The following is a 26,446-nucleotide window of genomic DNA, read 5'->3' as shown; positions in this document are numbered from 1 at the left end:
CCTATTCAATTATTTACTTGATTTAGCTTTTGTAGAGGTCGATTTAGACTTGGCTTTCTTTTTGCCACGTTGAACTGGCTCACCGTTGTTGTCGTATCCACTTGCACCACAGCTAAAGCAATCCCATTTATACTTACGTTCACCACGTAAATTAAATGCAGACTGAATCATGGTCTGGCCACACTCAAAACACTTGGCTTCGTTGCCAGTGCGAGATTTTGTAAGTTGGGTATCTGGTGATCCATCTGGCAATATGTCGAAATAACGTTTACATGATGCAGCTTCACAACTGTATCGCTCTTCGTAAACACCAGGTTCTTTGCGGTACTTGGTATGTACAAGAGGCTTTTTACAGATACATGGATACTCTGTTTTGGTCACTTGGAATCTTGGCTCGTAGTTAGGACTACCATCAGGGAACACCTCTAATGGACCCGACTTACATTTTTTGCCTTTCAGGTTTGGATTGGATTTTTCACAAGAAAAGAAGTGATACGGCTTACCTGAAGAAGTTGAAATACCTTTTAACTCACGCAACCAACCGCCACACCCTTCAAGCTGACATTTGTATGTATGGTTACGGCGATATTCGTCAAAATCAGGAACCAAGTTACCGCTTTCGTCATTTGTAGAACGGTATGTTTCTTTACAGGTGCCATCTACGAACGCACGTTGAGAGCACTCAAAAAATACAGATTTATCAGTTGTAACCTGAGTCAGTGATTTGCCACATAAACATAAATGAGCAGTTGGCTCACGTACAGTTGGCTTACCCGGTTCATCTTTACCATCAACATTTCTGTTTGGCGCTGAACTTTTGCATGAATTACATGACCAGTAGACCGATGTTGTTTTGTCGCGATTGGTACCGATTTTCGGCAACATGCGTCCGTCATCACAGTTTTTACATTTGTAGACAGGGAATGAATCAAGCCAATGTTTTGAGAACTGTCCTAATTCACTTTCAATCCCTAAATGGAACTTTTGGAGTTCTTGTTTGTAATCGGCATCACCAGTAGCGATTAGATCCAGTGTTTCTTCAATTTCTTTGGTGTAAAGCGGATCTGCAAAACTAAACTTACCTCTAATGTTTTGAATCAACTTCAATCCATGCGGTGTAACTTCAATTTTCTTTTTAACAAGCTTGATATAGCCGTGCTTGATTAACCGTTCAAAGATTGATTGGTAAGTACTAGGACGACCAATTCCTTTTTTCTCAAGTAATTTGACCAATGATGGTACGGTGTAGCGTGAACGTGGTTTGGTTTTGGTCGCGATAACTTTACCAGCAATAACATTGTGGTTTTGACCGACTTCAATATCTATAGGTAGCGTATGTTCAGGTTCTTTTTCTGAATCTTCTTCACCGTCCACGTATTCAAGTGCATTTTCATCAATACTGTAGGTCTTTAATAAGCCCAACCAGCCATCTTCTTTTAAGATACGGCTAGAAGCTTTGAATTCAGCATCTTTAGTAATGCTTTCACCATCTACATTGAGAGTGACATCTTTATAGACACCTATAACGGATTTAACTTCGTATTCAGCTGGAGCCATTTGCGATGCAACAGTACGCAACCAGATTAGACGGTATAGATCCTTTTGAACTTGGTCCTTACCAGCTTCAAAGGTAAAGAAGTCACTAGGACGAATACATTCATGTGCTTCTTGAGCACCATCGCGAGATTTGGTTTTATTGCCGATAATCGCAATGCCCTCTCTCTCACCAAAAGCTTCTAGAGCTTGCATCCCCTCAGGCGAAATTACAGCAGCATCAGTACGATGGTAAGTGATATAACCACCTTCATATAACTTTTGCGCTGCTTCCATAGTTTGTTTTAGATCCAAACCAAGACGCGCTGCAGCTGCAGCTTGCAGATCAACAGTAATAAACGGCGCTGGAGCACTGCGGAAAGATGGCTTAGTTTCAACACTGGTAATGGTTAAGTCTTTTTTATCAATTACGTTTTGTAGACGGGTAATTGAAGCTTTATCTAACCACTGGTTATTGTGCACATCCTTCATTTCAGGATTAAGCCACTTAGAAAAATCCCATTTCGCAGCCCAACCTTGTTTTAGAGTTACTTCAAGATTGTAATGTTCATGTGATTTGAAGTTTTTCAGTAGATCTTCTAAATCACCAAGCACAACGAGTACGGCAGATTGAACACGGCCAACAGGAAATTTGCCTTTTAAAATGTTTGAAATTGGCTCATACAAGTAAAAACCAATCATACGGTCAAGGAAACGGCGTGTTTCTTGAGATGCCACCATACCTTGATCCAGCTCTTCACCATTTTGAAGTGCATTAGCGATCGTACTTTTATCAATAGCGTTATATTTGACGCGAATATACTGATCGTCAGATAAGTTCAGGATACGTTTTAAGTGATATGCAATGGCTTCACCTTCACGGTCCAAGTCAGTTGCGAGGAAAACCGTATCTGCATTTTTAGCAGCCTGTCTTAATTCTTGAACAACGCGTGTTTTATTTTGAGATATTTCGTATTTAGGAACAAAGGCTGGATATGAAAAACCGATCTCATGATTAGGTAAATCACATACATGGCCAACTGAAGCGCGTACAACGAATTCGTGCGGATACAGGTCATCCAAGATATGTTGAATTTTTTCGACCTTTCCGGGTGACTCTACTATGAACAAACTACTCATTAAAATTCATCCAATTTTTAACTTTCTTTAGTAATAATTACTGAAGTTAATCTAGTAATGGTTTTAGTATATACAATTTTAAAAATGTTTAAATAGGTTTAAGGGTTGATAAACAAACACTTTTAAGGGCTTATTTCTTAATCTTTAGTTGGATGAACATTTCAAGTGGTTAAATTACTTCCTGTTTTCAATATTCTACGCGCAAAAAGACAACAATATTTATCTAAAATTATGGGAAAAAACGGCTTAATTGTTTGAAAATGCAATGTTTAACCATCACAAATTAAAATTCCAAAAATATTATTTAACGAATTAATGTTGTACTATAAAGGTATCGTTTGTTTTAAGCTAAAACCATGATTAAAAAACTTATAGTTTTAAGCACCTCATTGTTAATCATCGGGTGTTCGTCTACGCCACAAGAAAAACGCTTAGATCAATATCTTGAAGATACGAAAACCGATGCAAAGGAACGTAGTATTGACTGGTATTACAAACATGATTACGAGCGTAGTAATGTTTTAAATATTTGTTATTCCATTTATATAGATTCTGCTAAGAAAGCTGGTTATTACAGCGATGATGTTAGTGATGGCCGAGAAAAGTATTTAGACGATAGCGTACAAAAAGAATTGTACGCCTCAAATGACGAATGCAATAAGGCATATAAGGCTCAGGATATTCTAGATAACTTTGTTGCAAGCAATAGACTTCCACAAGAGTCTTATGAAGACAAGTTAGATCCACAACAAGAACCAAGTTCAACACCAGAAGTATCACCTGAAGTACCAGAAGTATCACCTGAAGCACCAGCAAATGAACCAGTCGCCACAAAACCATCAACACTAGAGGAATTAACCAATGCGAATCCGCAATAATGCGCTCATATGCCCAGGCCAATATTTTTGATTCGATCTGCATTCTTTTTGCCCTAGCCATTTTACCTATGGTAATTATTAGTATTGGCATACAGCTCAAAGAGAATTACGAGCGTAAGAAGCTCACTCAAAGCTATATGGATCAGCACTAAACAAATCCAATAGGCAATAAAAAAGCAGCGAAATCGCTGCTTTTTTTATTTCTAATGAATTTTACGAATAGGTTGATTATAGGGAGAATCTTCTACTGACCGATGCACATGCATTGAATTGGTATTGTTCATTAAAGGTGAATTACTAGCCACTGAATGAGTCGTTGATGCTTTATGTGTGCGGTAGTTATTCAAAAACTGATCTACTACTGGCACATTGTTAGGCAATATTCCGATTTCGCGATTAGTAATTTTAATCGTTTCTATTTGGTCTACATGGCTCATAACTAAGTCCACTACAATGATTAAAAATATGTGCGTAAATTATAGCTTAAAATTGAAGAAATTCCATTTTGGGATTTAATATTTGGTTTTATTATGCACAGGTTTTTGTGGATAGTAGTGGGTATAAATGGCTAAGTTGCTGATTATTTAAGCTTTTAACATTGATTAAATATTAACCAAAATAACGAAAAATATGGAGAAATATAGCAGAAGCTATAGAAGAAAAAAGAGGAAATGTCAAAAAAAGGGCAAAAAAAAACTATTAGAACAATCTCAGTCTAATAGTTTATTAAATAGGGTAATATCCCTTGATTCGTAATATAACCGATCTCTAATAAGTTTTAAAGCTTTTTTAATTATATTCACGTAAATTCCACAAACTGTTATCTCATGCTGAACAAAAGTAATGATTAAGCCCTATACTCAACTCTACCCTGATATATTGCAGATTAGTTAAACTGCTGTTTAGAAATTGCAAACAATAAGATGTTATATTTGAGCGAGGTTAGAATTATGTATGAAATGTGAATGCTTTAAAAACTGATATATATTATCAACTTTTTAGAATTTTACGCCTAATAGAATACATACAACTTGTTAGAATGCCTTATACTAAATCAGCCACCCTCACACACCTTTTATGGATGACCAGTATAGTGAAAGATTCAATCTTTGCTGATGTTATATCAAAGTTGAATGCGGAAGTTTTTACGCAAAAAGCTGGTCGCTTATACCCTCCTGTCAGTCAATTATTGGCACTGGAGAAAAAGTTAGCATTATGTACAGCATCATTGGTTAAAAGCGTAGACATTCCAGACTATAAACAGCTAGAACGCCTGTTTTGGGATAACGTAAATCATACCTATGGCACTGGTTATTTTGCGGAGATTCCTAAGTGGGGTTCCAACATCTTTATCCCATTACAGGTATGGGAAAGTGTGTTACAGCCTTATGCATTGTTCTATAAAAATATGAACCCTGAGTTTAACTTTTATGACTTTGCATTTACGACTGCAGCGTTGAGCGCTTGGCGGTACAGCCAACCCGTGCTAAAGCTTGAAAATGATGTATATCGCACCCTATTGAATGATGAAAACGGTCGCTATGTCGATGGTCATTTGCTGAATTACTACTTTCAGTGGACCAACTTTATTCATACACCAGGTCTAGGACACAACGACAAACCTTTATATGGTTTTTTCGCGCATCAAAACGAAGTTTTGTTTAACGGCAACAACGTTAAAGTATTGATCATTGTGTTTTGCTATGAAGATACTGAAGCCAACATATCTGATGAAGATGCTTTAAGCTTAACCTCTAATTGGGGTGACTATGTGGTTTTAGAGTATCGCACGGATACTATTAAAACTATTAAAGATAGTTTGATTGGTACCAACCTTAAAGGTAGTCCTGAGCTATTAATCTTACTTGGTAAAATGCTTAGCTTATTTAATTTCTCTATTCATCCTAAAACTGACATCTACAATCACCGTGGCTACCTGATGCAACCCACGTATAACGATACGATTGATTCATTTCTCAGTAGTTATAGAAAGCACAAAGGTATGCCAGTACGCCGTGGCGTAGGTAAATCACCCTCTAGCAATCAACGCCGTGAAGTCCTCTATCATGTCCACGCACCAAGCTGTCCACGCCTGTTTGATACTGGTCTGAACACTGGTTTTGTGTCGCGCATGCACAAGAGTAGCCATATCGCTAATGACCATTTTAATACACTACATTGGCTTAAAACTGATACTGGCTTAAAACTAATTTCAGGTAGTTTATATACTCAAGAAACCGAAACTAAACTTATTAAATCAATTCAAAATTACTTTTATGGTAATAATACTTAAAGGTTTTCATTCTTTTTTCCTTAAACCTGTTATATACTTTTAATACCCATTTCAATCAATGAAGTATTATGCGTTTCGAGTTCGATCCATCATTTATATCTCATGTTGCAGTACGATTAGATGGCACTTCCTTAAAATCATTTTTAGACAACCTTGGAAACGTATCTTTTCAAGAAGCTGAAAGTTATTTAAGCAATCTAATTAAAGGGAATTATGAGCAAGACGATTTTACAGTTGGATTGAAAGTTAAACCTAAAAACCACAATCAAACAGAATTATTAGGGCATCTTTATAAAAATAGTGCCTTTCAATCGGTTTCAACTGAAGTATCGGATCTCGACACCCAAAACATGCACAATGACATCGCTCAATTCGTTCAAAGCTATGCCAATGTTGCAGATCTTCAGTACAACAGTAATTTCTTGGACAAGCAGACGTTTAAGCATGAAAAAACGTTAGATAGCTATATCTTCACAGAATTAATGCTGCAGTTCACCAACAATAATACCGTGAAGTTTCGTGTGGACGGCGAATATGTCACAGTGATTAATACTGAGCTAACCTCTAAATACATCTATTTTAACGACAACAAGAATAAGCGGATCTGTAAGTTTTTAAGTAAAAATATGCATCCAGCTTATTTAGAGTCATTCTTAGAGCAGATGCATATTATTAAAATTGATTCTGAGCAGTACTTTTATAATGCAGTCGTGAATAACACAATAAGTTATGATGCTGACGTTAACGCCTTTATGGACCAATCTCAGAATTTTTTAAATACCCTTGTGAAAGGTTATAAAAAACTGATCTTAAACAACGTGCGATTTAATCTTTACGAATTCTTAGAAGACGACCTTGAAAGTGTCATCCTAAACCGTATCACTAAGGCATGGCATTACGCTCATGAAATCACGTTGCAAACCAACAACCCATCAAAATATGTAGTCGCTCAACCTCTGGTTATAAAATATTTATAAGTGAGTTTCTTTATTTATGAACCCCCTCATGATCAAGTATGGTATCGATATTGGTACGCTATCTAAAATATTTAGATCGCATCTTGAAAATGAGGGCATTGTATTTGATCGTGAGAGTGACTTTCAGCTTGAACGAAGCTCTAAACGTATTTACCTCAGAACCAATCACCACAATGACGCCACAAAAAATAAGAAAAAAACGGCCTGGTATCTTGTAGATCTAGATAACGCACGTATGTCTTATGGTTGGTTTCATGCTGGCGGTGCAAACTTCACTTACAGCTTGTATGAATACATTCAAGAAATGGATCTGCAACCTGGTGATACCGTATATACCAAGGAACAGCAAGAAGAAGATCTTAAACGCTTCTTAAGCTCATGCAAAAGTGCTGAGAAGAACAAAAAAGACCAAGAGATATTGGCTCAAATCTATATGGGTTTTGAATGGGCCAGAAGCCTACCCTTGCCAAACCGTCCACACAACTACAATGTGAAAAAGCAGATTAGCTTCAGTCATGCTAGATTGTACAATCCAAGCAACTTCACTAAAAATGAGCTGATTGATTATGTCAGCCAGTACTACCCTCAACACAAGAACAGCACCATTATTCTGAACCGTATTATTGATCTGCAACCAGATCTAGATCAACAGTCGCTACGTCAGAACAAGCTTTTAGTTGAGGGGCAAAACCTCAAAAATCAAATCATTTTCCTTCAGACCATCGCTGAACATAAAAACAAGCGTGGTGAAGATAAGTTTACATTACGTGGTGTACTTGCAAACGGCGCTTTCAAAATCTTATTTAAAGATCCATTGGATGCATGGAACCAAGATCGGATAATCTTTTGTGAGGGCTACGCCACTGGTGAAGCAATTGCAGAATCAATTCAATACTCTATTCCAGTCATTGTCGTGTACGTGGCTGGCAACATCATGAATGTAGTACGTGATTTCCGTGCCGAATTCCCGTTTTCACGCTTCTATATCTTCAATGATAATGACCATAAAACAGCATTAGAAAGCAAAATAAAGCGCAATCCCGGTATCTATTACGCAACAGAAGCATGCCGAGCTGTAAACGCAGCCATGATTGGACCTGAATTTACTGATGAACAGTTAGATCTAAGTGACTGGAACGATTTTAAGTGTTTGTACGGCGTTGAATACACGCGTGATGTAATACGTCATAAAATGCAAAATGCCGTGTGGACGACTGCAGTTCAAAGCACGGTTAACCCGAACTATTCTATCAGCGCCCTATTCTTTGGCATCAAACAACAGTTGGATGATATAGGCCTCTATCCTGATAGCATGACCAAAAAGAATTGGTTTAGCTTGGTTTTACGTGCATATGCTTTGCTGACTCAACAGGGATTTAGTCAGATCCACCCGATTGAGCTGGTCAAAGAACAATTTATTGAAATTCTTGGACAGATCAGCAAACAACCCCGTAAAGTCACTGGAGCTGAAGAACCAGAACTCCTTCAGGCCTACACAAAACTTGTAGAAATGATCGCACGTAATGATTCAACAACAGCACTGAATCAACAGATTATCGCCGTGATTAATTTATACAAAAATGCAGATTATCCAATTGAATCATTGAAGGTTTGGCTCAAAGATATTGTGAGTAAATCGAACGATCCTGAATGGTCCGAAAACTTCATTAATAATATTTTTATTTCGATAATTTGAATGTCAAACATAAACCCCCAAAGGTAGCAAACTTTTGGGGTTTGTTTTTCTCTAAACTTTCATTGCACTAGGTTTATCGACCTACTTAAGACAAATGTTTCCTGATCTAGTTCGGTTTTGTGACTTATAACTAGGTTTATCGACCTATTTAAAACTAATGTTTCCTGAACCAGTTCGGTTTTGTGACTTATGGATTGGTTTGCCATAAACTTTAACGTTGCCTGAGCCTGAAAGCTGTACTTGAGCAGAATTGATAGCTGTACAAAAGATATTGCCTGAACCAGATAGTGCCACTTCTAAATTGTTGCTTTTCAATGGTAATGCATCAAAATTGCCTGAACCTCTCAAAGATAAGACACAGTGTTCAACGGTACCGTCTAAATCCATATTTCCAGATCCACTAATACTTGCTGTGAATTTATCTTCATTAAGATTTAAGACCTGAATATTGCCTGAACCTTTTAAATCAATAGCTTTTAAATTTGGGTGACTGATCGATACTTCTAACGGTGAACAAGTACTAAAACTTACATTGTCCTGAATAGCTAAAACCAATACACCACCCTGAAAAGTCGCACTAATAAGATCTACAATATTGTCGTCTGCAGTAATTTCCATTTTAGAAACACTTGAAGCAAAAAACTTCAGACTCATTGGACCTTTCATACAGATTTCGTTAAATGGGTTTACAGGTACTTGCTTAGTCACTGGTTTGCCACTTCCAACGATTTGATAGTTGGAACCTGAACTGTATACATTGCCGTTGCCATTGATTACAACAGAACCCGAAAAAATATGTTTTGACATATAAAGCCTCAAATTATTAAAAGTAATTTAACCCTATATAAGTGGTCATTCATAACCTATTTAATATCTGTAAATTATAACATTGAGGGCTTAAACATTTTTTATTAAAATAATAAATTAAAGCTTTTAATTTTTCTTTAAACCTTTATTAGACATAGCTTATATTAAAGATTAAACAGAAATGTTTTTAGAATCGGTATATACTAAAAGTATAAATTTTCTTAAGCATATGATTAATAGTCCTATGCAACCTGGGTAGCACATTGCACCTAAATATATATTAGAAATTGGAATTGTTATGGCTGAGAAAGTACCGAGCGCCCGACATAATTGTGATTTAAATACGATGTTTCAGTTTTTCCAAGAAGAACTGGAGCGAAACTACGGATTCGTATTCAAGTCATCTGGTAAATATCAATTCGTGACCGTATTTGATGAAAAAGTGCCTTGCCTCACCGAATCAGATAACCCTAGTAAATCAAGTAGCAACAATGTCAAACCACGAGGGATGTATTGGATCTATCCAAACATGAACCGTGATACTGGTGAATACTGGCCAGTACTCAAAGGACACCGCTTTGGTGTAACTGACATTGAAATCTCAATTGCTTTTGCTGACCACTATAAGAACGTAATCAAGCCTCAACGAGATTCAAACCCTAACTACAAACCACCAAGCAAAGAAGATGTTGATCGCCGTGTACGTGAGTTTGAAGAAGCTCAAAAGAAGCATCTACTTCAACAAGAAAAAGAGCTCTTAGCTGCACAAATCGCTATCCGTATTGAGTGGCAACGTGCTGGTAAAATTATTGACGATTCATTTTTTAATAATAAAACTGGAAGCCTTCAGACCTTTAAACGCGACATTCGACAAATGCCGTATATGGTTGAAAAGAACCTAGAGCCATACGGCGCTAAAATCATGCGTAAAGATAACTTTACCCGTGATGAAGCCATTGAAGCAGTAAAGCGTGAACTTCCTGAATCAGCTACCAATCAACAGCTTCTCGTTGAAACAGTAGAGAATGTATTAGCGTATCAAAAGCATTTCATCAACTTTGAACCTGAGCTTGAGGGCGAAAAGAAAAAAGGCTTTGATTTACGTAAAAGCAGAGCTGTCATTCTTGCACCGTTAATTGACACCAATAACAAAGTCGTCAATTTACAGCGTATCACCCACCATCGCCAAAAAAAGCGCAACAAAGAAACCAACAAGCTTGAAGAAGTACTGCATAAGGGTAAGTACTTTTTTGATAAAGCCAAAACGAAAGATGCATTCTTGCCTGTTAGCAAAAATCCTGATGTTGGCTATGAAGTCTTTAACCCGAATGCAAAGAACTATTTGATCAAGGAGGGTTGGGCAACAGCGATCAGCGCACGTAAGGCGTTGGATGCTGGTTTAGAGCTTGGTTTATTGGGTGAGGGTTTTACTGCAGAAAACACACAAGTTTTAGCGTCATACAGTAAATCCAATATCTCAAGTGTTGCTGAGCTTATCCGCAGTATCAATCCTAAAGCCAATATATTTGTTGGTTATGATAACGATGCTGGCCAAACGCTTGAGTCTGGTTTGAATCCTGGCTTACAAGAAGCTTGTCACAACTTTTCATTAAGTGGTGTGTTAGGTGATGTGAGCAAACATGAAAAAACACGTATCACCCTACCCCCGGTTTTCCAAAATAAATTATCTGTTTCTGATTGGGATGATGCTCGTCAATATTTAGGTGTTGAACGTTTAGCTGCAGAGTTGGCAAAAGAACTGAATAACGCCGTCAAACGTATAGACAACAAGATCCCTGAAGTTGCGTATGCAATTAACCGCTACAACCGTCAACGCGAAGCTTATGCAACCAAGTTCCCTAATAAAGAATACCAACCGAATTACGGCATTGTGATTGCACAATCAGATGAAAAATATCTGGAATTGCAGAACATACGTGCTAAAAACCAAGCAAATATTGAAAATTACAACGCAAATATTGAAAAGCGTAAACAAGATCTATCAAAAGCTAACTATGATGGACCAGCTGGTACAGGTAGCACGAAATCCTATGCAAAACCAAAGTACCAACCGCCGTCATTTGATAAAGCATTTGATGATATACCAACTCCAACCGCTACGGCACCCGTATCTACGCCCGTCATGACTCTTGAGGGCATTAAGTCTTATATGGAGATCCTTTCTGAAATTGATGTCACCAAAGTTCAAAATGATGTTTTGAAAGTTGTCGCTACTGCAGATGGCCATCAAAAGATTAAAGCCGGTGATATTGAATTCGAGAAAATGGGTGCCAAAGAACCAACCAGTAGCACAAACCCAAGTATGGATAGCATGCAAAATACCAAAGTACATATTGATGTATCCAAGGACATCAACAAAGATACAGTTAAATTGCAGAGTGTGGATCGTTCGACCATTCCCGAACAAAATCTTCAGCAAGGTATCGATCATCAAAGCTACGCTAAGTCAGCTATCTTTACCGCTTTTTGGCTTCATTCAGCAGAAATGTATAAAGCTAGAAAGTTAATTCATGAAGCTGGTATTAGTAATGCCGATGTTGAGGGTTCAATTGTTGTCGCTGAAGATAAGCTCAATAAAGCTCAGGAAGAAGTTTCTAAGAAGCGGTCGTATCCTGAACTTTTTGTGATTAGTGCGTCTGATAGCGAATACCGTGCGTCAATCATGAAAGTTTTATCTGATTTAGAGGCTGCACATCCAGAGTGGCAGAATCTCAAAACATTTAGAGAAAATCTTACTGATAGGACCATCGCATTTGACCAATTGAATCTGGATACATTGAAGATCAAAAACAAAGTGGTGCATTTGATTGTCAGTAATGTGACCAATGATCAAAACTATCTGAAAGTTCAAGAAAGCCTCACCGCCCTTTTAGATTCATCGAACAGCTTGTCTTTGGACCGTCAACAAAAGTTCAATCTTGTGAACAGTCTAAGTAAAACATTAAACAACATGGCCAAACTGTTAGATGAACCACCAGTCTTCCAAAGACTGAATGATTTCTTTACTCGTTTTGAAAAGCGTGTAGATGATCTTGTTCTAGGAGATGGTCTGAAGCTGTATGGTATAGAACCAAAGAATTCAAACAAAACTAACGAAAGTGGACAGTCGTTCGACATGTAAAAACAGATATGAAAAAGCCCCGATTTAAAAAGGGGCTTTTTTTTGCTAAATTGTCTTTAAACATTTATGAAGCTTTTGAACTATTTTAGAACAATAAGTCTCATAATAATAAATAGTAATTATTTTATTTTCGAATCACAAACTACTCAGCCAAAACTTGATCAACTGAACCAATCAACTTTCGGATTACTTCACCTTCTAGGGTGTTGTTATGGTGTGTCATTTCAAGCTCAAGGTTTTGTTTAATCTTTTTAAAATCATCTTTGATTAAATAACCTCTATCAGTAATGATTTTAGTAATTTTATCTTTGATCATTAAAAAATCGTAGATCGGGATCTGGCTTATGAACGTTTGAATTTTTTCTTTCTTTACATGATCTACATTTGCAGTGAAAGCAGATCTAAATTTCACTTTATTGATGAAGCCATGTGAGATTAAATATATGGAAAAAATAAGGAATATACCAGCACCGAACCAGTAGCCGTCATTTTCACAAAAAAAAGCCAAAACTGACATAACAATAAAGGCTACAAACTTTGCAACAATAGTGACAACATAGATAAAGGCCTTAATTATTTCATTTACTTCAATTTTGCTAAGAAAGTTTAAATCATGTAATTTATTCATTTTGATACCTTTTTATTTTCACAATATATAAGTAATTTTCTATTAAACTCATAAGAGACACCAACTTAATACACCACCAGCACTAATAATAGCGATCCAAAACCAAAATGATTTCATAGTTCATCCTCTTTAATAAATGGTAAATTAAGTTGCATCAACATCTTTATATTTTCTCCCATCTCTTGAACAAGAGTATTAAAAATAAAACTGGATAAGCAATAGGCCATAAAACTGTAAAAAGTAGTTTTGATGAATAAGGGCTAATTTTCATCAAAATCTTATTAATAAAATAATACCCCGTTAAAACATAAAAAACTGCACTAAAGTACTGGTGCATATCAATCATAAAACACCACCAGACTATAGCCCAAAAAACTGATACAAAAGTAAGGTAAAGATAGAAAGCTTTATTTAGTGGCATGCTCATTCTCTTTATTGCTAAGGACTACCTTAGGTTTAGGTACAGATGAACAGTCATCAAACAATCTTTTAAAGGATTCAGCCTTATCAAATTCACCTTGTTCTTCAAGGATTCTAATCAGATGTTTAATGTGATTTGTTATCGCAGCATTCGGATGTTTTAAGCTAGATCTTGCTAAAGCTAGTACACGACAAAATTCATTTTGATTCATACAATCCACTCTATCTTTAAGGATCTAAGTCATTATTCATCAGCAGAATTATTGGTTTTAAGTTTAAAAGGTTTAAATCGTTCCCAATAGATTGACTGCTTCAATTCTTCTATAAATTTTTCTTCAGGCATGGAGTGGAACACCTTATTGCGAAGTGTATCTAATTCGATACTGGCGTCTAAAGTTAATGGTATTTCAAAAAGATGATTAAACTTAGTTAAAGTTCGCTTGTTTTGCCAAACTGCAGATAAATATTGAGATCTGTTGGCGAATGGTAGTTTTAGGGCAAACTCTAGGACTTCTTGATTAATACCTACGGCATTGCGAGATGCAGTATCTTTGTTCGTCATAACATTACCTTTTTAAATCTACAATTGATCTAGTTTCCTTAGGAAGAAAACCACTAATTGCTTAGTGGCTCGTTCTGATCTGGTGATTAAATGGATTCCGTGGATATGACAATAGATGTCATATAAAACCTTCTTTGTACTGTCGCCCTTCCAGCGACTCTAAGTGCATTTCAAGGAAATCTATTGCCACTTCTGAGTAATTTGCGTTGGCTGAACAATTCACCAACTTTTCATCACAAAGACGTTTCCCTAAACTTGCCAACTGAGTAACCAACTCATTTCGTACAGACGTTTTGCTGAGAGCTTCTATCTGAGCTTGAAGTTCTTCACTAAAAAACTGCAGTTCCATACGATTACCACATTGTTGTTGCAGTACATATTTACTTAATACCGTTACGGCTTTAGCGGTATTTAATTCACCGTTCATCAATATTACTTATTGTGACGGTACTGACTTGGATAAACAGGGTTTGGATCAGTCCATAAACCAAGGCGTTGAGAACGTGCGTTGCTTTCAGCACTCAAAATAACTTTATCTTTGAGATATTCACGATAAGCCCAAGCATAGCCATCTTTAACTTGCTTATAGTTAACACTATTCACGATGTTTAAGTTAGGCACTTTGTTTGTACGCATCTGAAAAATGGTACCAAGGGTACGACCGTAGCGGTCCTTACTATTTTCTTGCACATACACAATCGTTTCATGCAAGAAACTGATGTTCTGACGCGATTTCTGACCAAAAGCTTGACTCTTTTCTGGTGCATCAATCTGGTTGAAGCGAACACGGATCTGCTCATTGTTGTTGTTTAAAACGGTGATAGTGTCGCCGTCAGAAATACGTACAACTTTGCCAACAAAATCGGCTTGCGCTGCAGTAGCTACAACAGACATGGTTAAGGTTAAAGCTAAACTTTTTAAAGTTGTATTAAGGTTCATTTTGAATCCTTAGTGGGTAAATAATAGGTAAATTATATCGCATTGTGTATCTGCAATTTTTTTCTTAAAAAATATATTTAGCTGATTAGTTAGGATTTATCCCCTTTCTCTCAAGCCAGTTTTTCCATTGAAGTGCATAAGCAACTAAACCAGGTTGTTTCGCCGTGCCATTACGATATATCGCATTATAAGATGGCGTCCATGAGTGGTAAGCAGCTGCTCTAACCCAAAAATCGGTTGATGGTTTTGTCGTTAAGCGATTTCGCAAGATCTTGGCTGCAAGTCGAGCATTCAGACATCCATCAGTACGCACATAATGGCTGTTATAACTCTCAAACATACCGCCACGTTTAAAGTGCATGGAATTGATTTGGAATTGCCCCATATCCAATGAAAGGTTTTTATTTTGCGCTGTTTGTCCATTGGTACCACGCTCTTTGCTATGTATACCCAATAAAACATACAGCGGAACACCTTCTGACCGCGCAGCATGAATAACACAACTCAAAGTAGCGACTCTACCCGGTACGGTTTGATCGTAAGATGCACTCGCTTGGTTGTATTGATTGTATTGCGTAGTTGGATATGTATAAGAAACAGGACGGATATTCTGGCGAACGGGTTGTTGTTGTGGTGCTGGTGCTTGCTGGCCACTAGGTTGTGGTCCATTTTGTACAACTGTCGTGCGCTCAGTGCTAGTCGGGGGTTCTTCAGTTTTTTGCGGTTTGTACTTCACGCCCAAGTAACGGCTCGTAAAGCCTCTTGGCTTTGCTGGTGCCGTTTCTTGTTGAGCGTTGTTCATGACCTGAAATGGTCGATATGGTGTACTTGAACCATTAGAATTGACATGGTTTGCATATGCACCTAAAGCCTCAGAACTTTGAGGCAAATTAGCATAAGCAACGCTAGATCCTAATAGAGTCGCAAATAGCGTTGGTTTTAACAGCATATTAGTCAGCGCCTTTATCGTTGGTGTTTAAATTATCGATTAGGTGTTGTTTACGGTCAGCTAACTTATTCAGTGTTTCAACTGGCAATGGGTTTTTGCCGTCATACCACGATAAGCTATATTTTTTAGGCGCATAGCGGAACCATGCCAAGAATGGCGCATTCGGTAAGAATAAAAGACCAGTACGGACTTGCCACGCACGATAAGCAGAATTGATGCTAACCATGTATAGATAAAACACCAATAGCACACCTGGTACAACAAGCATTGGATATAACGCTTTAAAGAACATGTAAACTACGTACAAGCCCGTAAACATAGATAGTGATAAATATAAATAAGAAGAAAACTGATGGTTTTTAACAAGCTTGTCTATTTCATCATTACTCATTGACGCTAAACGTTCTTGCCCTCTTGGGTAGTGAGTATTAGCAATAAGTCTTTTTAGTTTCTTAAAATTGTTTGGTGCCACAATTTCATAATCACATAATGGGTGTGCACATACCCAATTCACGTTGCCTTTATAAGAACGTGGAATACGGTTGTCATGCATTAAAATCGATTTACCGCATTCAGGGCAAGTCGGAGACAGCATTGATCTAATATTAGATAAATGTGGTAAAAAGCCTTTTCTTGCAGAACTCCAATGGCTTTTACGGCCAAAATCGAAGAAAAATCGCTTTAATATACCTGATTTACGGGGTTGACTATCTTCAATTGCCTGTTTAATGGCAGCTTCATCTAAAACCTCATTGGTAATACTTACCTTTTGTGTAGCACCATCAGAACTATTTTTATCTGAAGACATACTTTTACCTACGGACTTTTATTATGTAGAATAGGTTATTATATTAAAGGATTTTCAACGTGTCTAAAACCCTTTTTAACCTAGTAGCGGTTATTTTAATTTCTAGCCTTTTAAGTGCATGTAATAACTCTAATACTCCAAAAGAACATGACCCGTTAAAAGGTCAAGAACAGAAGTTTTTAGATGAATCCGCAGCAAATGAACCAAAAGAATTAGTGTTTTATGACTTGGTAGATCCTAAGAAAAAAGACCAACCCTTAAAGACTGAAGAAGCAAGCGCTTCCGAGCCTGGTGCCCAAGAGCAACAACCTGAAAACGCCTTATCTCCTGAGGTTCTTGAAGCTATTCGTGAAAATGCTGAACGACAACAAAGAAAAGAAAATGCACTCAGAACAATAGCTGAAGCTAAACGTATTGAAGACTTATTAGTAGGTAAAGATCGCAGTAGCGATGATGGTTATACTTATAACAGTGATGAATAATTGATATATCAATGGTTTTAACCAATACAAAATTATTATTTTAAGTTAAAATGATTTTAAAATTTTTGGTATATACGTTTATGTTTAACAAAGCTTTTAAGAGACATAAAATAAAAATATGTTTTGGCTTGCCAATCATAATTGTGGCATCGATCTTAATATTCAAAATCTATACCTACCCCTTTAAGCCAAGACTCTTAAGCCCTGATTGGATTGAAAGTCGCTACAACGGTTGGGAAGTGGAACATCATGATTTATGGATTGCTACAATTGTGGATGTTGTTGGTCCAAAAACAGTGAAAATTAGAAATCAAAAAGGAGAAGAAAAAATTATGGATCTTCTCTATATAAATGCTTTGCAATCTTCTGAAAAAATGAAAAACTTCTATATCAATAGCTTGTCTGGTTATGTTGGCCAACAGCTATTTGTAAAAGGAGATCCAGACAAAGCGCGGTTTAATGGCGTCTTGATCGATGGTAATGGTGAAAATATCAATCTAAACCTAACTTATGTACCAGGTGCGGTTTTGGATATGTCATCAACTGCATACCTTCATGACCGTGAGAAACAATTAGTTCCTTATTTCGCGAATATCAATTCAGAAAATAGAACGTTTTAAGTTAAAAATTAAGGGATATTAGAAAGGCCAAGCTATGCCAGCACCATTATGTTTCCTCACACTGGAATTTACCGCCAAAGTTAAGAATCCAGTTGATGTGCCTGACATTATTAAGTCGTCGATTTTGACGCGTATTAAAAAGTGCCGTACATCACCAAAAGAACAGATTCAGTATCTTTATAATGCTGAAGAGAGCTACTGGAAGCCACAAAAACAAGTCACTGAAGAAGCAATTCAATATCATAGCATCACCAATGAAGATTTATTAACGCAAGACTCAATCAATGGCCTAAAGATTAAAAACTATGTTGTGTATTGGGCAAACGTTTATACATTTAGAATTTTGCAAAAAAGCAAAGTGAAGTTTTTTAATCATCGCTTTATCTTTTTAAATAACTTAATCAACGTGATTGGTGAAGATGGTTCCCTACCCATGACAGAATGGGCACGTTTAGCCAGTGCAGCTTCGGGGAATAATGAATTTCCAGAAGAGATATTGACCAACCCAAACAACAAGGTCATCTGTTTGACCGTTATATTTGATTATATTTCTGAAAAATTCACATCACTTTATGGTTTAGATCTGAACAAGCATTACGATCTGGTTGCTGCAGTACAATACAACAGTGCAATCAAAGCGAAGAGCCAAAAATCATTAAAGGTTCATAAGCTGATGCGTGATGATTTTAATGAGTTTAAAGAGCTTTTAGACAAAGGCATGGAGATTAAGCGAATTAAAAAGGAATATTTTATAAGTAATAACTATCTCCCTTAAACCTAAAAGCCACTTTCTTAAAAGTGGCTTTTTTACGTTAAACATAAAAAAACTATCACTAAAACCTATTTTTAAAATATAATACTTTTAATTTCTATTTTAACTGGTGATACATTGTGAGTTTAATTAAGAAGCAAAAAGACATTCTATCTCACGACCCTCTTATTTCAATTTTTAGTAATAATGACCTTTTAACAATCTCAGTTGATACGGATTCTGAAGATTTGAATCGTCAACCTAAAAATATAAAAATCGCGAATGCTGATCTTAAAGAGTTAACAATTCAAATAAGTGGATTTGATAATCTCGAAAATAATGAAATAGGTCGTTATTTCACTTGTTCTGGTACCGTAGAGCTCGTTAATACACTTGGTAATGGTGAACAAAATCTTTTTGTATTAGCAGAGCCAAAAATCAAAGTAAACGTGGCTAAAAAAGGTCATTTACCGCAAACAGAACAAATTAAACAATTGGTTCGTAATGCGTGGATGGATGCGTTTAGCGATGGTTGCCAAAACATTAACCAACCTTACCATTATGAAGATGAAACTTGGTTTGAACGCTTCAAAGGTAGCATTATTGGTAAATTTGTACTGATCGTACTTGCCACTTTCTTTGTTGCATTCATTGGTTTGGCTATTTTTGGTTATGTTGCTGGTAAAAAACAACAGGACCCAACAGCAGAAATTGCGAATCAAATTGCTCAAGATCCTGAAGCTTTAAAGCAGTTGCTCAATCAATATGATCAACAAAAAAATCAAGCTGGTGCACCTACTCCACAAGCATCACCAGAACAAGCAGCGGAACAAGAAAGACAACAAGAAATTGGCTCATTCGGTTTAGATGCTGGATCTAGCGAATAACGCTGATTAAGCAATAAAAAAGCACCTTAGTCATAAAAACTTTGGTGCTTTTTTTGTGCCTAAATTTCTTATGAAAATTTAAAAAGAATCCAAATGATAACGAGGTGAACAGGATAGAACCAGTACGCCCACTTCCCCACTGGCGGTACATCAAAAGGTATATTCATATGCTGTCCTTTCAGTAGGAATTGTGCACCAACATACGTTGCAACGGCGCTACTGACAGCGAATGAGAATGCCAAAGAATATGTAGTCATATCGGTATAGTAGCCACCAAGCAACCAGTTAAAAATGTTGGCCAGTGAAGTGAGCAATACACTGATCGTTAAAAAATATTTCTTAGAGCGATCGTTGGTTGTTTTAAAGAATAAATACAGTGAAACGATTAATAATACGCCCCACACGCTGTACATAATAAAATTAGATAGCAATGTGGTCACAACGAATAGCGAGACAAACTGCAGCGTTGCATACTTATGTTTAGATTCACCCAATACAACAAGCAAAAACCCTAAAAGCAACGTTGGCATGACGTTCAGTGTTGTAAATGGCTCTTGGTTGAATAGTTGATACGGCACTTCAGATAGCACACAAAACAACGCCAAATTTTTAAAATAGTTTTTGAGTGTATGGGTTTTCTTTTTAGAAATAGCCTGATTCAAATTGAATGCAAGCATGATACAAAAAAAAGGAAAAGCCCAACGGCCAATAGATCTCAACAACAGATTATATTGAGGAAATAGTATTGATGCGTGATCAATAACCATGGTGACAATCGCAACCCACTTCAATAGATCTAAGACTCTATTGCGATCTCGCACGGCGCTTTGACTAATTACAGCTTCTTGTAGATGAACCATGTATTGTTTTTCGCTAAAGGGTTTGTATATGCATCACTACGCTGTTTTCGAGTGTTGCTACGATTGTCTAAGATCTCAATGCTGTTCCAACCTTCAGGATAACCAAGCACCAGTCCAGCGTTATAAAATCTCGTGCGATGGCGCTCTTCATCCCCGGCATAAAACAGGTACGCACGAATATCGTTATACGGTCGATGGCCGACCAATACGTTATCTTCATCACGATTAAAGTACTCATGAATTAAATCCGTATATTCGCGATTGAAGTATCCGCACTTCTCAAAAAGATCTGCACTTGAACGAAAAGTAATAGATTCCTTGGCCAGTGTTTTATTTAAAATCATGCGAGTGACATTACGAGCAAACACGGGCAAATTATAATGAACAGGCAGATGAATTTCATTTATTTCGGACAAATCAATAGGATCATCAAAAGGACTAGAAAGCTCTAATGCTTTTTGATAAAAGTCCATCCATTGTTCAAGATATTCATCAACAAGCTTTTTCTCACCATAATAAATTGGCAATCCATCAACCGTTAAAAGGTTTTGTGGAGGAAAAATATTGTTTCTTAAATCTAAGATGCTTTGTTTTAATTTTGCAATTTCGATTGGATCACTAATCATAACAACTCACTCGAATTAGAGTATTAAAATAATTATATAGGGTTTTAATTAATTGGATATAAGTTTTTAGCTCAGTAAATAAGCATTTTTGTTGTGTGGCTAATTTGAATCGATAAAAAAATTAAAAGAAAATTTATTCTAGGAATTATTGATACAATGTATCCAATTTCTTTCAAATTAGTATATACAATTGGGATTAGTATGCTTACCCCTGATCAAGTAGACAAACAAGTAAATTTGGCTGGCAGTAACCAGTCGTGGACCAATTTATTAGACCACTTGGACATTGATAGTCATCCTGAATACGACATCAATAAAACACAGCCATGGTACTTAGCTAATTTTGTAGATTACCTACGCCTACTCAATTTTAAGCTTGACGAATTACATCTAAAAGAGATCCGTCCAGCTGATTATGACTTGGTTGATTGGTCATTCCTTAAATCTAATCGCCTAAATGATGTTGAGGTGTTTAAGGACCTTACCATTTATCTGCAGAAACCCATTTTTGTTACTCAATTTCCTAAATGTGTAGCCATCAATGCTGATGTGCGCGATCGTAAGCTTGCAGAGGTTATCTATGATTACTACAGACGCTTCTTACCCTTCTTCTATTCATTCATTAAGTTGATTAGATCTACGCAGCGCTTATCCCTAAATCAAAAGTTACCCGTGATAGATAATTTTATGTCTAATTTTGGAGATCTTAGTAATGGTGAGTTTTATTCAAATAATCCATTTGATGATATAGAGCTCAAAAACATTTTGAAAAATGGCTTTGAAAAATATAGAGAGCATAAATTAGAACAGCGGTTTAGCCGTGCCATCGCAGAGCTAACACCGATGTTTAAAGCTTTGTCTGAATATTTAAAGATTGTGTCTACGGTTAACTATGTGGATCTAAACCTTATTCACTTCTTACACAATGCATTTTTGGGTAAAAACTTTAATGTTTATTCAGATCTATTCGCTTTGGATAAGGAACCTAACTTATTGTTCAATTTAAGTTGGACATACACAAAAGCATTTCAATATTCATAAATAGCACCATCCATGGCTTATTTATAGTTGGTCTACTACGCACGGCCATTACTGCAGTAGACTCTTTTGTTGTGCCTGTTATTTACAGCTCTCGTATATACAGCCAGTAAAATCATATGGATTGTCTTGCCATATAAACTTACCGCATTCAGGGCATTGCATACGCGTCTTACCTGATAGGCTTTTTTTCCTTTTCATACTACGGCGTAAGGGTTCGATTAAACCCTCTTCAATCACCATCTGCTTTAAATTGAATTTAGTAATCGGGAACGTTGGTCGTTTATGTGCATCGGCTATATCAAAAGGAAGAAGAATATAGAGATCTTTTAACGAAAGCGCCTGATCATACCGAAGTTTTGTAGCAGAAGAAAAATCTGTACTTGTTTTACCCGTGGCAAGGTTTAACCAATAGACATCATTCCCATCGCACAAAAAACCAAAATTATCCTTCACAAGTGCCACATACTTGATATAGGGATCATCTATTTGTGAGATCGAGGGGATATATTGATAGTCCACCTTCCACACAATATTTTTGCGAACATGGTGCACGACGATCGGCTGATCTATGGATCTTGCATTATCCCATGCTTCCTGAGCTTGCTCTAAAGTATATACGTGTGCTTGATCAACATTCGTTGTATAGCCCTTCCCGTTTAATCTATGCCACCCAATATTTGAGCCGACATTATCTCTAAAACAAGCAAGGTAAAATTCAGTCATAAAGGTTCTCTAATTACTATTTAAGCTGCTTTCTTATTCAATATAAGTTCGGCCAAGCGTTTGATACCACCACCGTCCGTAATTAAATGTTCAAATAGTTCGCCGTTCGGGTTTTTAACCCCTTCCAACTGGCCTTTTTTGATGCCCAAGACATCAGAAATAATCGGATCTGAACCCGAATCAGCTAATAAGTAATATGCGGAGATATGTTTGATTTGACCGTCACGGTCTAAGCGACCAATACATTGATCATGGACACCAGGCGACCAGTCCAATTCACCAAACACAAAAGTTCTGCATTTTGGATGGTACTGCAAACCATCAAGCCCGGCAGACGAACGTAATGAACTAATGAAGACTTTACTTTCATCATTCAAGAATGCTTGTTTAGAGCGTTCCTTAGCTACAGGTCCTTCCGTGCCTGTATACATAACAGGTTTGAATTCAGCCAAGCGTTCTAACCAAATGTTGTACACATCTCGATGCCAACCATAAAGCATCACTGATTCACCAGACTCAACAAGCATACGCACGAACTCAGCGACATACGGCGCTTTGGCGATACCTGTTGCTTGGCGCATCATAATGTTGAATTCTTCTGTCGCTCGAAGCTTTTGCCCTTGGAATTCCTGAGTAGAGCTTAAAATTACTTTTGCCAGTTCCATTGCTTTGCCCTTAATCTGATCCAATACTTTAGGATCACTTTCGACATATTGAGGAATGATTTGTACTGGCGGTAACTCTCGATTTACATCTGCTCGAGTACGGCGCAACATTAGACCTTCATCACGTAAAAACATCCCAAACGCTTTAGGATCATTAATACGTTTTTCGTATGAACACCACTCACGAGCGAATTCAGTAGCGGTACCTAAGCTATCTGGACGCAATATTTCAATGATGTTGTAGAATTCATCGCCGTAGTTATAAATCGGAGTAGCTGATAGACCGAGGCGTAATTCAGCTTGATCACTAATGAGTTTGGCAGCGGAATACTTTTGAGATGTATAGCCCGTCCGTAGCTCTTGGATCTCGTCAAACACTACGTACTTAATCTTCCCGGCAAGATACTCAGCCCAACCATTCAATTTTGAATAACTGGTAATAATAACATCGGGTGCTGCTTCACCCTCTTTATACAATGGATAAGGTGAGGCTTTCTTAAGGATGTGACATTTAAGGTGTGGAGCAAAGCGTTCAACTTCATTTTTAATTTGAATTGGAAGATGTGTCATTGTCACAAAAAGCACTGGAAGCGATTCAGGTAGTATCATTGGACAAATCGCTGACGCAGTTTTACCCAGGCCCAAATCATCCCCCAAGAGCAAACCTTTAACATTAAGAAGTAGATCTGCAGCTGCTCTTTGATACTCATAAGGAGGTACAGCCAGATCAAATGTTTTGATCGGACGCTTATAGTCCATCACATCCAAAATATCTTCTTTTAAAGACATATAAGCCTTGGATTGCGCTTTCATGTATTTAAGATCATCAACACGCATTGGATAACGTTCAATAAACCAAAGTAGATCGTGGCAATTAGACGGCGTATCGCTTAGCTCAATGAATTTTGATGCATGTTGGCTGACTTGTGGGAATACGCGCTTAAGTCGTGTTTTAACATGTGGTTCACATTCGATGGTCCAGTTTTTTTCTTGACGAGAAATGGTGCCGTAAGATTTAGACATTAGAAGATCCCCACTAAAATACGATGGCGGTAAATAAATTTATTGTTCAATTGAATTGGAATGTTATTCACCCAATACGGCGTACCAACCACATAGAGCGCTGTTATGCTGTCATGGCTTAGATAGCGATTGATCTGACGCAATAATGCGTTACGTGCACCATCTATTTTTAATTCAACACCCACCTTGCCTATATCAAGCTCAACAGTAAAATCAATGATGTCTTTATTTGATAGACGAACCTCACGTTCATACGAAATGTCATTGGCAATAAACATTTGCTCAATCGCGAGTTGTAAGTCTTTTTCGTTATAAAAACGATATTTGTAGGAAGAAAACAGAATTCCAAGTTCATCAATCGTTGTCATTCTGCATCCCCTTGTTCAGCATTTGCGGCCTTTTTGTTTTTCTTAACCTGGCTTTTATCAATGGATTTTGACGGTACCAATTCAACTTCACACTCAGTACACGACAATCTAAAAGTAGGGCTACACGTTGCACCACGGCCACACTCAGGACACGCAAAAGATGCCCTAGTCTGTTTCTTAGGCTCAGGTTCTTCAAAATTGGCTGAACCAAGCTCTTGATAGAGTGTTTCACCGATCAAAGTTTCTTTGAATACAACTAGATCGTTATCATCGCCGTTTGGTTGTCCGCCCTTATAAAGTTTAACAATCTTAGGTTCTGGTTTCGGTTGGTCGTCATCATCTAGCGGATCTTCATCAAAAGCCGTTGGATAATAACCGACAAGGTTTTCATCGGTATTTGATATGTCGATGCATCCGATAGCGACATCAAAGGGATTCATTGAAGTAGAAGTCGGTTCCTCTTCTTCATCACTTGTTGGGATGGCATATCCAGTGAGGGTATCTGGTGCTTTTGACGGTTCTGCAACTGGCTTCTCTTTTTTAGGTGATTTCAAAGCTGAATTGATTTCATTGCCAAGTAAGGCAATATGAAATAGCTTTGGAGAAGCAGTCGGAATGGACTCTAATAACTGCACTTGCTCTTGAATCATTTCAAGACTGGAAATGGTTTTGGGTGCGTACTTGTCATACCATTTAATAATACGCCCTTCATTGACAAGCTCATTGCACACTTGGATAAACAAGCCATCAGGTACAACGATTTCGGTCATCTTCTCGCCTGTCGTGCGACCTTCTTTTGTGCCGTCATCAGTCATAATCAAACCGATCTCAAGCATAAATGTCGCAAACTCAGCATTGTGATATGAGCGTTTAGATGGCTCACCAAAAATGCTTTGTTTCATATGACACATCTCATGTGCATAGCATTTAAAAATGTTAAGCAATGGTTGGGTGCCAAAGTAATCAGGATTGAGAGCCAGTTCGTGCGTATAAGCCGTATCATCTTCTGTCGAAGCAAATCTATTCTCAGACCAATACCCGGTATTTTTGTTGATACGTTGAAGCGTAATCAAACAATCTGGTAATTCATTTTTGAATAGCCTTTCATTGAAACGGTCATACACCAACTGCAGTTCTTCATAAAACTGCAATGTAGTTCTATTCTTTATGTTCATTTTTCAGTCGTCCAAACAGGATCAAACTTGGTGTGGAATGTACAAAACAACGTTTGAAGTTTACGCACAGCTTAAAATACAGTCAATAGTTTAAAATAATCAGCGATCCATATTTTTTTTAAAAAAAATTTTTTCAACACAAAAATAAGTATCATGAAAGTGTGGGTTTAATAAATTGTGGTCAATTTTCATATTATGAGTATTGCGCCATACTTATTCACAAAATTGGTGTTCCTATATCAATTTTGGGGGTTTTAAGTTTATTATAAGCCAACTTTGTTAAAATAGGACTTACTTTAAGCATAGCTAAAATGCTGAATAATACCCTTAATTTAAATAAGGTATTATTTTAAAGGTAATGGTTATTAATATTGCTGTTTATAGAATACTGGATATCGAAATGAGTCTGAATAACATAAAACTAACAGCCAATTGTTTTGCCCTTACGCATCC

The 26,446-nt window shown here is 37.1% G+C and carries 26 protein-coding genes; 10 read left to right on the top strand and 16 right to left on the bottom strand.

Annotated features, from left to right (window positions below):
• Positions 1–9 precede the first annotated feature (9 nt).
• A complete protein-coding gene (locus EGS47_RS01205) occupies positions 10–2,673 on the bottom strand; it encodes a type IA DNA topoisomerase (RefSeq protein WP_032056289.1) in 2,664 nt (887 codons plus the stop codon).
• A gap of 356 nt (positions 2,674–3,029) precedes the next feature.
• Between EGS47_RS01205 and EGS47_RS01200 the strand changes: the two genes are divergently transcribed.
• Complete coding sequence (locus tag EGS47_RS01200; protein ID WP_032056290.1) at positions 3,030–3,551, top strand: hypothetical protein; 522 nt, start codon at positions 3,030–3,032, stop codon at positions 3,549–3,551.
• A 203-nt stretch (positions 3,552–3,754) separates the two neighbouring features.
• Here the strand turns inward: EGS47_RS01200 and EGS47_RS01195 are convergent, their stop codons facing one another.
• Entirely contained in the window at positions 3,755–3,988 is a 234-nt protein-coding gene (locus EGS47_RS01195) for a hypothetical protein (RefSeq protein WP_005006165.1), read from the bottom strand.
• A 656-nt stretch (positions 3,989–4,644) separates the two neighbouring features.
• On the opposite strand from EGS47_RS01195, the gene EGS47_RS01190 reads away from it, so the two are divergent.
• The 3 genes from EGS47_RS01190 (at position 4,645) to EGS47_RS01180 (ending at position 8,517) form a co-directional block, all read left to right on the top strand.
• Positions 4,645–5,844 carry a hypothetical protein gene (locus tag EGS47_RS01190; protein WP_032056292.1) on the top strand — a complete coding sequence of 400 codons (1,200 nt, stop codon included), beginning with the start codon at positions 4,645–4,647 and terminating at the stop codon, positions 5,842–5,844.
• 68 nt (positions 5,845–5,912) lie between these two features.
• Complete coding sequence (locus EGS47_RS01185; RefSeq protein ID WP_005006163.1) at positions 5,913–6,821, top strand: hypothetical protein; 909 nt, start codon at positions 5,913–5,915, stop codon at positions 6,819–6,821.
• A gap of 28 nt (positions 6,822–6,849) precedes the next feature.
• Positions 6,850–8,517 (top strand): virulence-associated e family protein, encoded by a 1,668-nt coding sequence (locus EGS47_RS01180; protein WP_134253128.1) that lies wholly within the window; start codon positions 6,850–6,852, stop codon positions 8,515–8,517.
• A gap of 144 nt (positions 8,518–8,661) precedes the next feature.
• Here the strand turns inward: EGS47_RS01180 and EGS47_RS01175 are convergent, their stop codons facing one another.
• Positions 8,662–9,324, bottom strand: a complete 663-nt coding sequence (locus EGS47_RS01175) for a GIN domain-containing protein (RefSeq protein ID WP_032056293.1) — start codon at positions 9,322–9,324, stop codon at positions 8,662–8,664.
• 298 nt (positions 9,325–9,622) lie between these two features.
• On the opposite strand from EGS47_RS01175, the gene EGS47_RS01170 reads away from it, so the two are divergent.
• On the top strand, positions 9,623–12,466 hold the full coding sequence (locus tag EGS47_RS01170) for a hypothetical protein (RefSeq protein ID WP_125269113.1): 2,844 nt from the start codon (positions 9,623–9,625) through the stop codon (positions 12,464–12,466).
• A 142-nt stretch (positions 12,467–12,608) separates the two neighbouring features.
• Here the strand turns inward: EGS47_RS01170 and EGS47_RS01165 are convergent, their stop codons facing one another.
• The 7 genes from EGS47_RS01165 to EGS47_RS01135 all read right to left on the bottom strand — a co-directional run bounded on the left by EGS47_RS01165 (position 12,609) and on the right by EGS47_RS01135 (position 16,772).
• Positions 12,609–13,094 carry a hypothetical protein gene (locus tag EGS47_RS01165; RefSeq protein WP_125269112.1) on the bottom strand — a complete coding sequence of 162 codons (486 nt, stop codon included), beginning with the start codon at positions 13,092–13,094 and terminating at the stop codon, positions 12,609–12,611.
• Between the two features lie 407 nt (positions 13,095–13,501).
• Positions 13,502–13,726, bottom strand: coding sequence for a hypothetical protein (locus EGS47_RS01160; RefSeq protein WP_125269111.1), 225 nt, complete (start codon positions 13,724–13,726; stop codon positions 13,502–13,504).
• A 32-nt stretch (positions 13,727–13,758) separates the two neighbouring features.
• Positions 13,759–14,076, bottom strand: a complete 318-nt coding sequence (locus tag EGS47_RS01155) for a hypothetical protein (RefSeq protein WP_125269110.1) — start codon at positions 14,074–14,076, stop codon at positions 13,759–13,761.
• 118 nt (positions 14,077–14,194) lie between these two features.
• A complete protein-coding gene (locus EGS47_RS01150; RefSeq protein WP_125269109.1) occupies positions 14,195–14,503 on the bottom strand; it encodes a hypothetical protein in 309 nt (102 codons plus the stop codon).
• A gap of 5 nt (positions 14,504–14,508) precedes the next feature.
• Positions 14,509–15,015, bottom strand: coding sequence for a thermonuclease family protein (locus EGS47_RS01145; RefSeq protein WP_125269108.1), 507 nt, complete (start codon positions 15,013–15,015; stop codon positions 14,509–14,511).
• Between the two features lie 85 nt (positions 15,016–15,100).
• Positions 15,101–15,964, bottom strand: coding sequence for a transglycosylase SLT domain-containing protein (locus EGS47_RS01140; RefSeq protein WP_125269107.1), 864 nt, complete (start codon positions 15,962–15,964; stop codon positions 15,101–15,103).
• 1 nt (position 15,965) lies between these two features.
• Positions 15,966–16,772, bottom strand: coding sequence for a hypothetical protein (locus tag EGS47_RS01135; RefSeq protein WP_125269106.1), 807 nt, complete (start codon positions 16,770–16,772; stop codon positions 15,966–15,968).
• A 59-nt stretch (positions 16,773–16,831) separates the two neighbouring features.
• Here EGS47_RS01135 and EGS47_RS01130 point away from each other — a divergent pair, with 59 nt between their 5' ends.
• The 4 genes from EGS47_RS01130 (at position 16,832) to EGS47_RS01115 (ending at position 19,512) form a co-directional block, all read left to right on the top strand.
• Entirely contained in the window at positions 16,832–17,254 is a 423-nt protein-coding gene (locus tag EGS47_RS01130) for a hypothetical protein (RefSeq protein ID WP_125269105.1), read from the top strand.
• Positions 17,255–17,334: 80 nt separating this feature from the next.
• Entirely contained in the window at positions 17,335–17,874 is a 540-nt protein-coding gene (locus EGS47_RS01125; protein ID WP_228711783.1) for a hypothetical protein, read from the top strand.
• 34 nt (positions 17,875–17,908) lie between these two features.
• Positions 17,909–18,649: a hypothetical protein gene (locus EGS47_RS01120; protein WP_125269103.1), complete on the top strand. Its 741-nt coding sequence runs from the start codon at positions 17,909–17,911 to the stop codon at positions 18,647–18,649.
• Positions 18,650–18,765: 116 nt separating this feature from the next.
• A complete protein-coding gene (locus EGS47_RS01115; RefSeq protein WP_125269102.1) occupies positions 18,766–19,512 on the top strand; it encodes a hypothetical protein in 747 nt (248 codons plus the stop codon).
• Positions 19,513–19,580: 68 nt separating this feature from the next.
• Here EGS47_RS01115 and EGS47_RS01110 read toward each other — a convergent pair whose 3' ends face one another.
• Both EGS47_RS01110 and EGS47_RS01105 read right to left on the bottom strand, forming a co-directional pair.
• Positions 19,581–20,372, bottom strand: coding sequence for a TraX family protein (locus EGS47_RS01110; protein WP_125269101.1), 792 nt, complete (start codon positions 20,370–20,372; stop codon positions 19,581–19,583).
• Entirely contained in the window at positions 20,348–20,998 is a 651-nt protein-coding gene (locus EGS47_RS01105; RefSeq protein ID WP_125269100.1) for a hypothetical protein, read from the bottom strand. Before EGS47_RS01105 ends, EGS47_RS01110 begins: the two co-directional genes overlap by 25 nt.
• A 201-nt stretch (positions 20,999–21,199) precedes the next feature.
• Here EGS47_RS01105 and EGS47_RS01100 point away from each other — a divergent pair, with 201 nt between their 5' ends.
• Positions 21,200–22,039: a hypothetical protein gene (locus tag EGS47_RS01100; RefSeq protein WP_228711782.1), complete on the top strand. Its 840-nt coding sequence runs from the start codon at positions 21,200–21,202 to the stop codon at positions 22,037–22,039.
• A gap of 78 nt (positions 22,040–22,117) precedes the next feature.
• On the opposite strand, the gene EGS47_RS01095 is transcribed toward EGS47_RS01100, so the two are convergent.
• The 4 genes from EGS47_RS01095 to EGS47_RS01080 are packed head-to-tail and all read right to left on the bottom strand — an operon-like array spanning position 22,118 to position 25,993.
• The gene (locus tag EGS47_RS01095) at positions 22,118–22,762 is read right to left on the bottom strand and encodes a hypothetical protein (protein ID WP_125269098.1); all 645 of its coding nucleotides are present in this window, start codon (positions 22,760–22,762) and stop codon (positions 22,118–22,120) included.
• A 20-nt stretch (positions 22,763–22,782) separates the two neighbouring features.
• Positions 22,783–24,450: a DEAD/DEAH box helicase gene (locus EGS47_RS01090; RefSeq protein WP_125269097.1), complete on the bottom strand. Its 1,668-nt coding sequence runs from the start codon at positions 24,448–24,450 to the stop codon at positions 22,783–22,785.
• Positions 24,450–24,818 carry a hypothetical protein gene (locus tag EGS47_RS01085; protein ID WP_125269096.1) on the bottom strand — a complete coding sequence of 123 codons (369 nt, stop codon included), beginning with the start codon at positions 24,816–24,818 and terminating at the stop codon, positions 24,450–24,452. The genes EGS47_RS01090 and EGS47_RS01085 overlap by 1 nt, the downstream gene beginning before the upstream one ends.
• Entirely contained in the window at positions 24,815–25,993 is a 1,179-nt protein-coding gene (locus EGS47_RS01080) for a SprT-like domain-containing protein (RefSeq protein WP_125269095.1), read from the bottom strand. The genes EGS47_RS01085 and EGS47_RS01080 overlap by 4 nt, the downstream gene beginning before the upstream one ends.
• Positions 25,994–26,446: the final 453 nt, after the last annotated feature.

Origin of the sequence: Acinetobacter sp. FDAARGOS_515 (assembly GCF_003938865.1) — a bacterium.
Lineage (GTDB): Bacteria > Pseudomonadota > Gammaproteobacteria > Pseudomonadales > Moraxellaceae > Acinetobacter > Acinetobacter ursingii.
The sequence above is the reverse complement of the archived record's forward strand: the minus strand, read 5'-3'. Positions and strand labels throughout refer to the sequence as shown.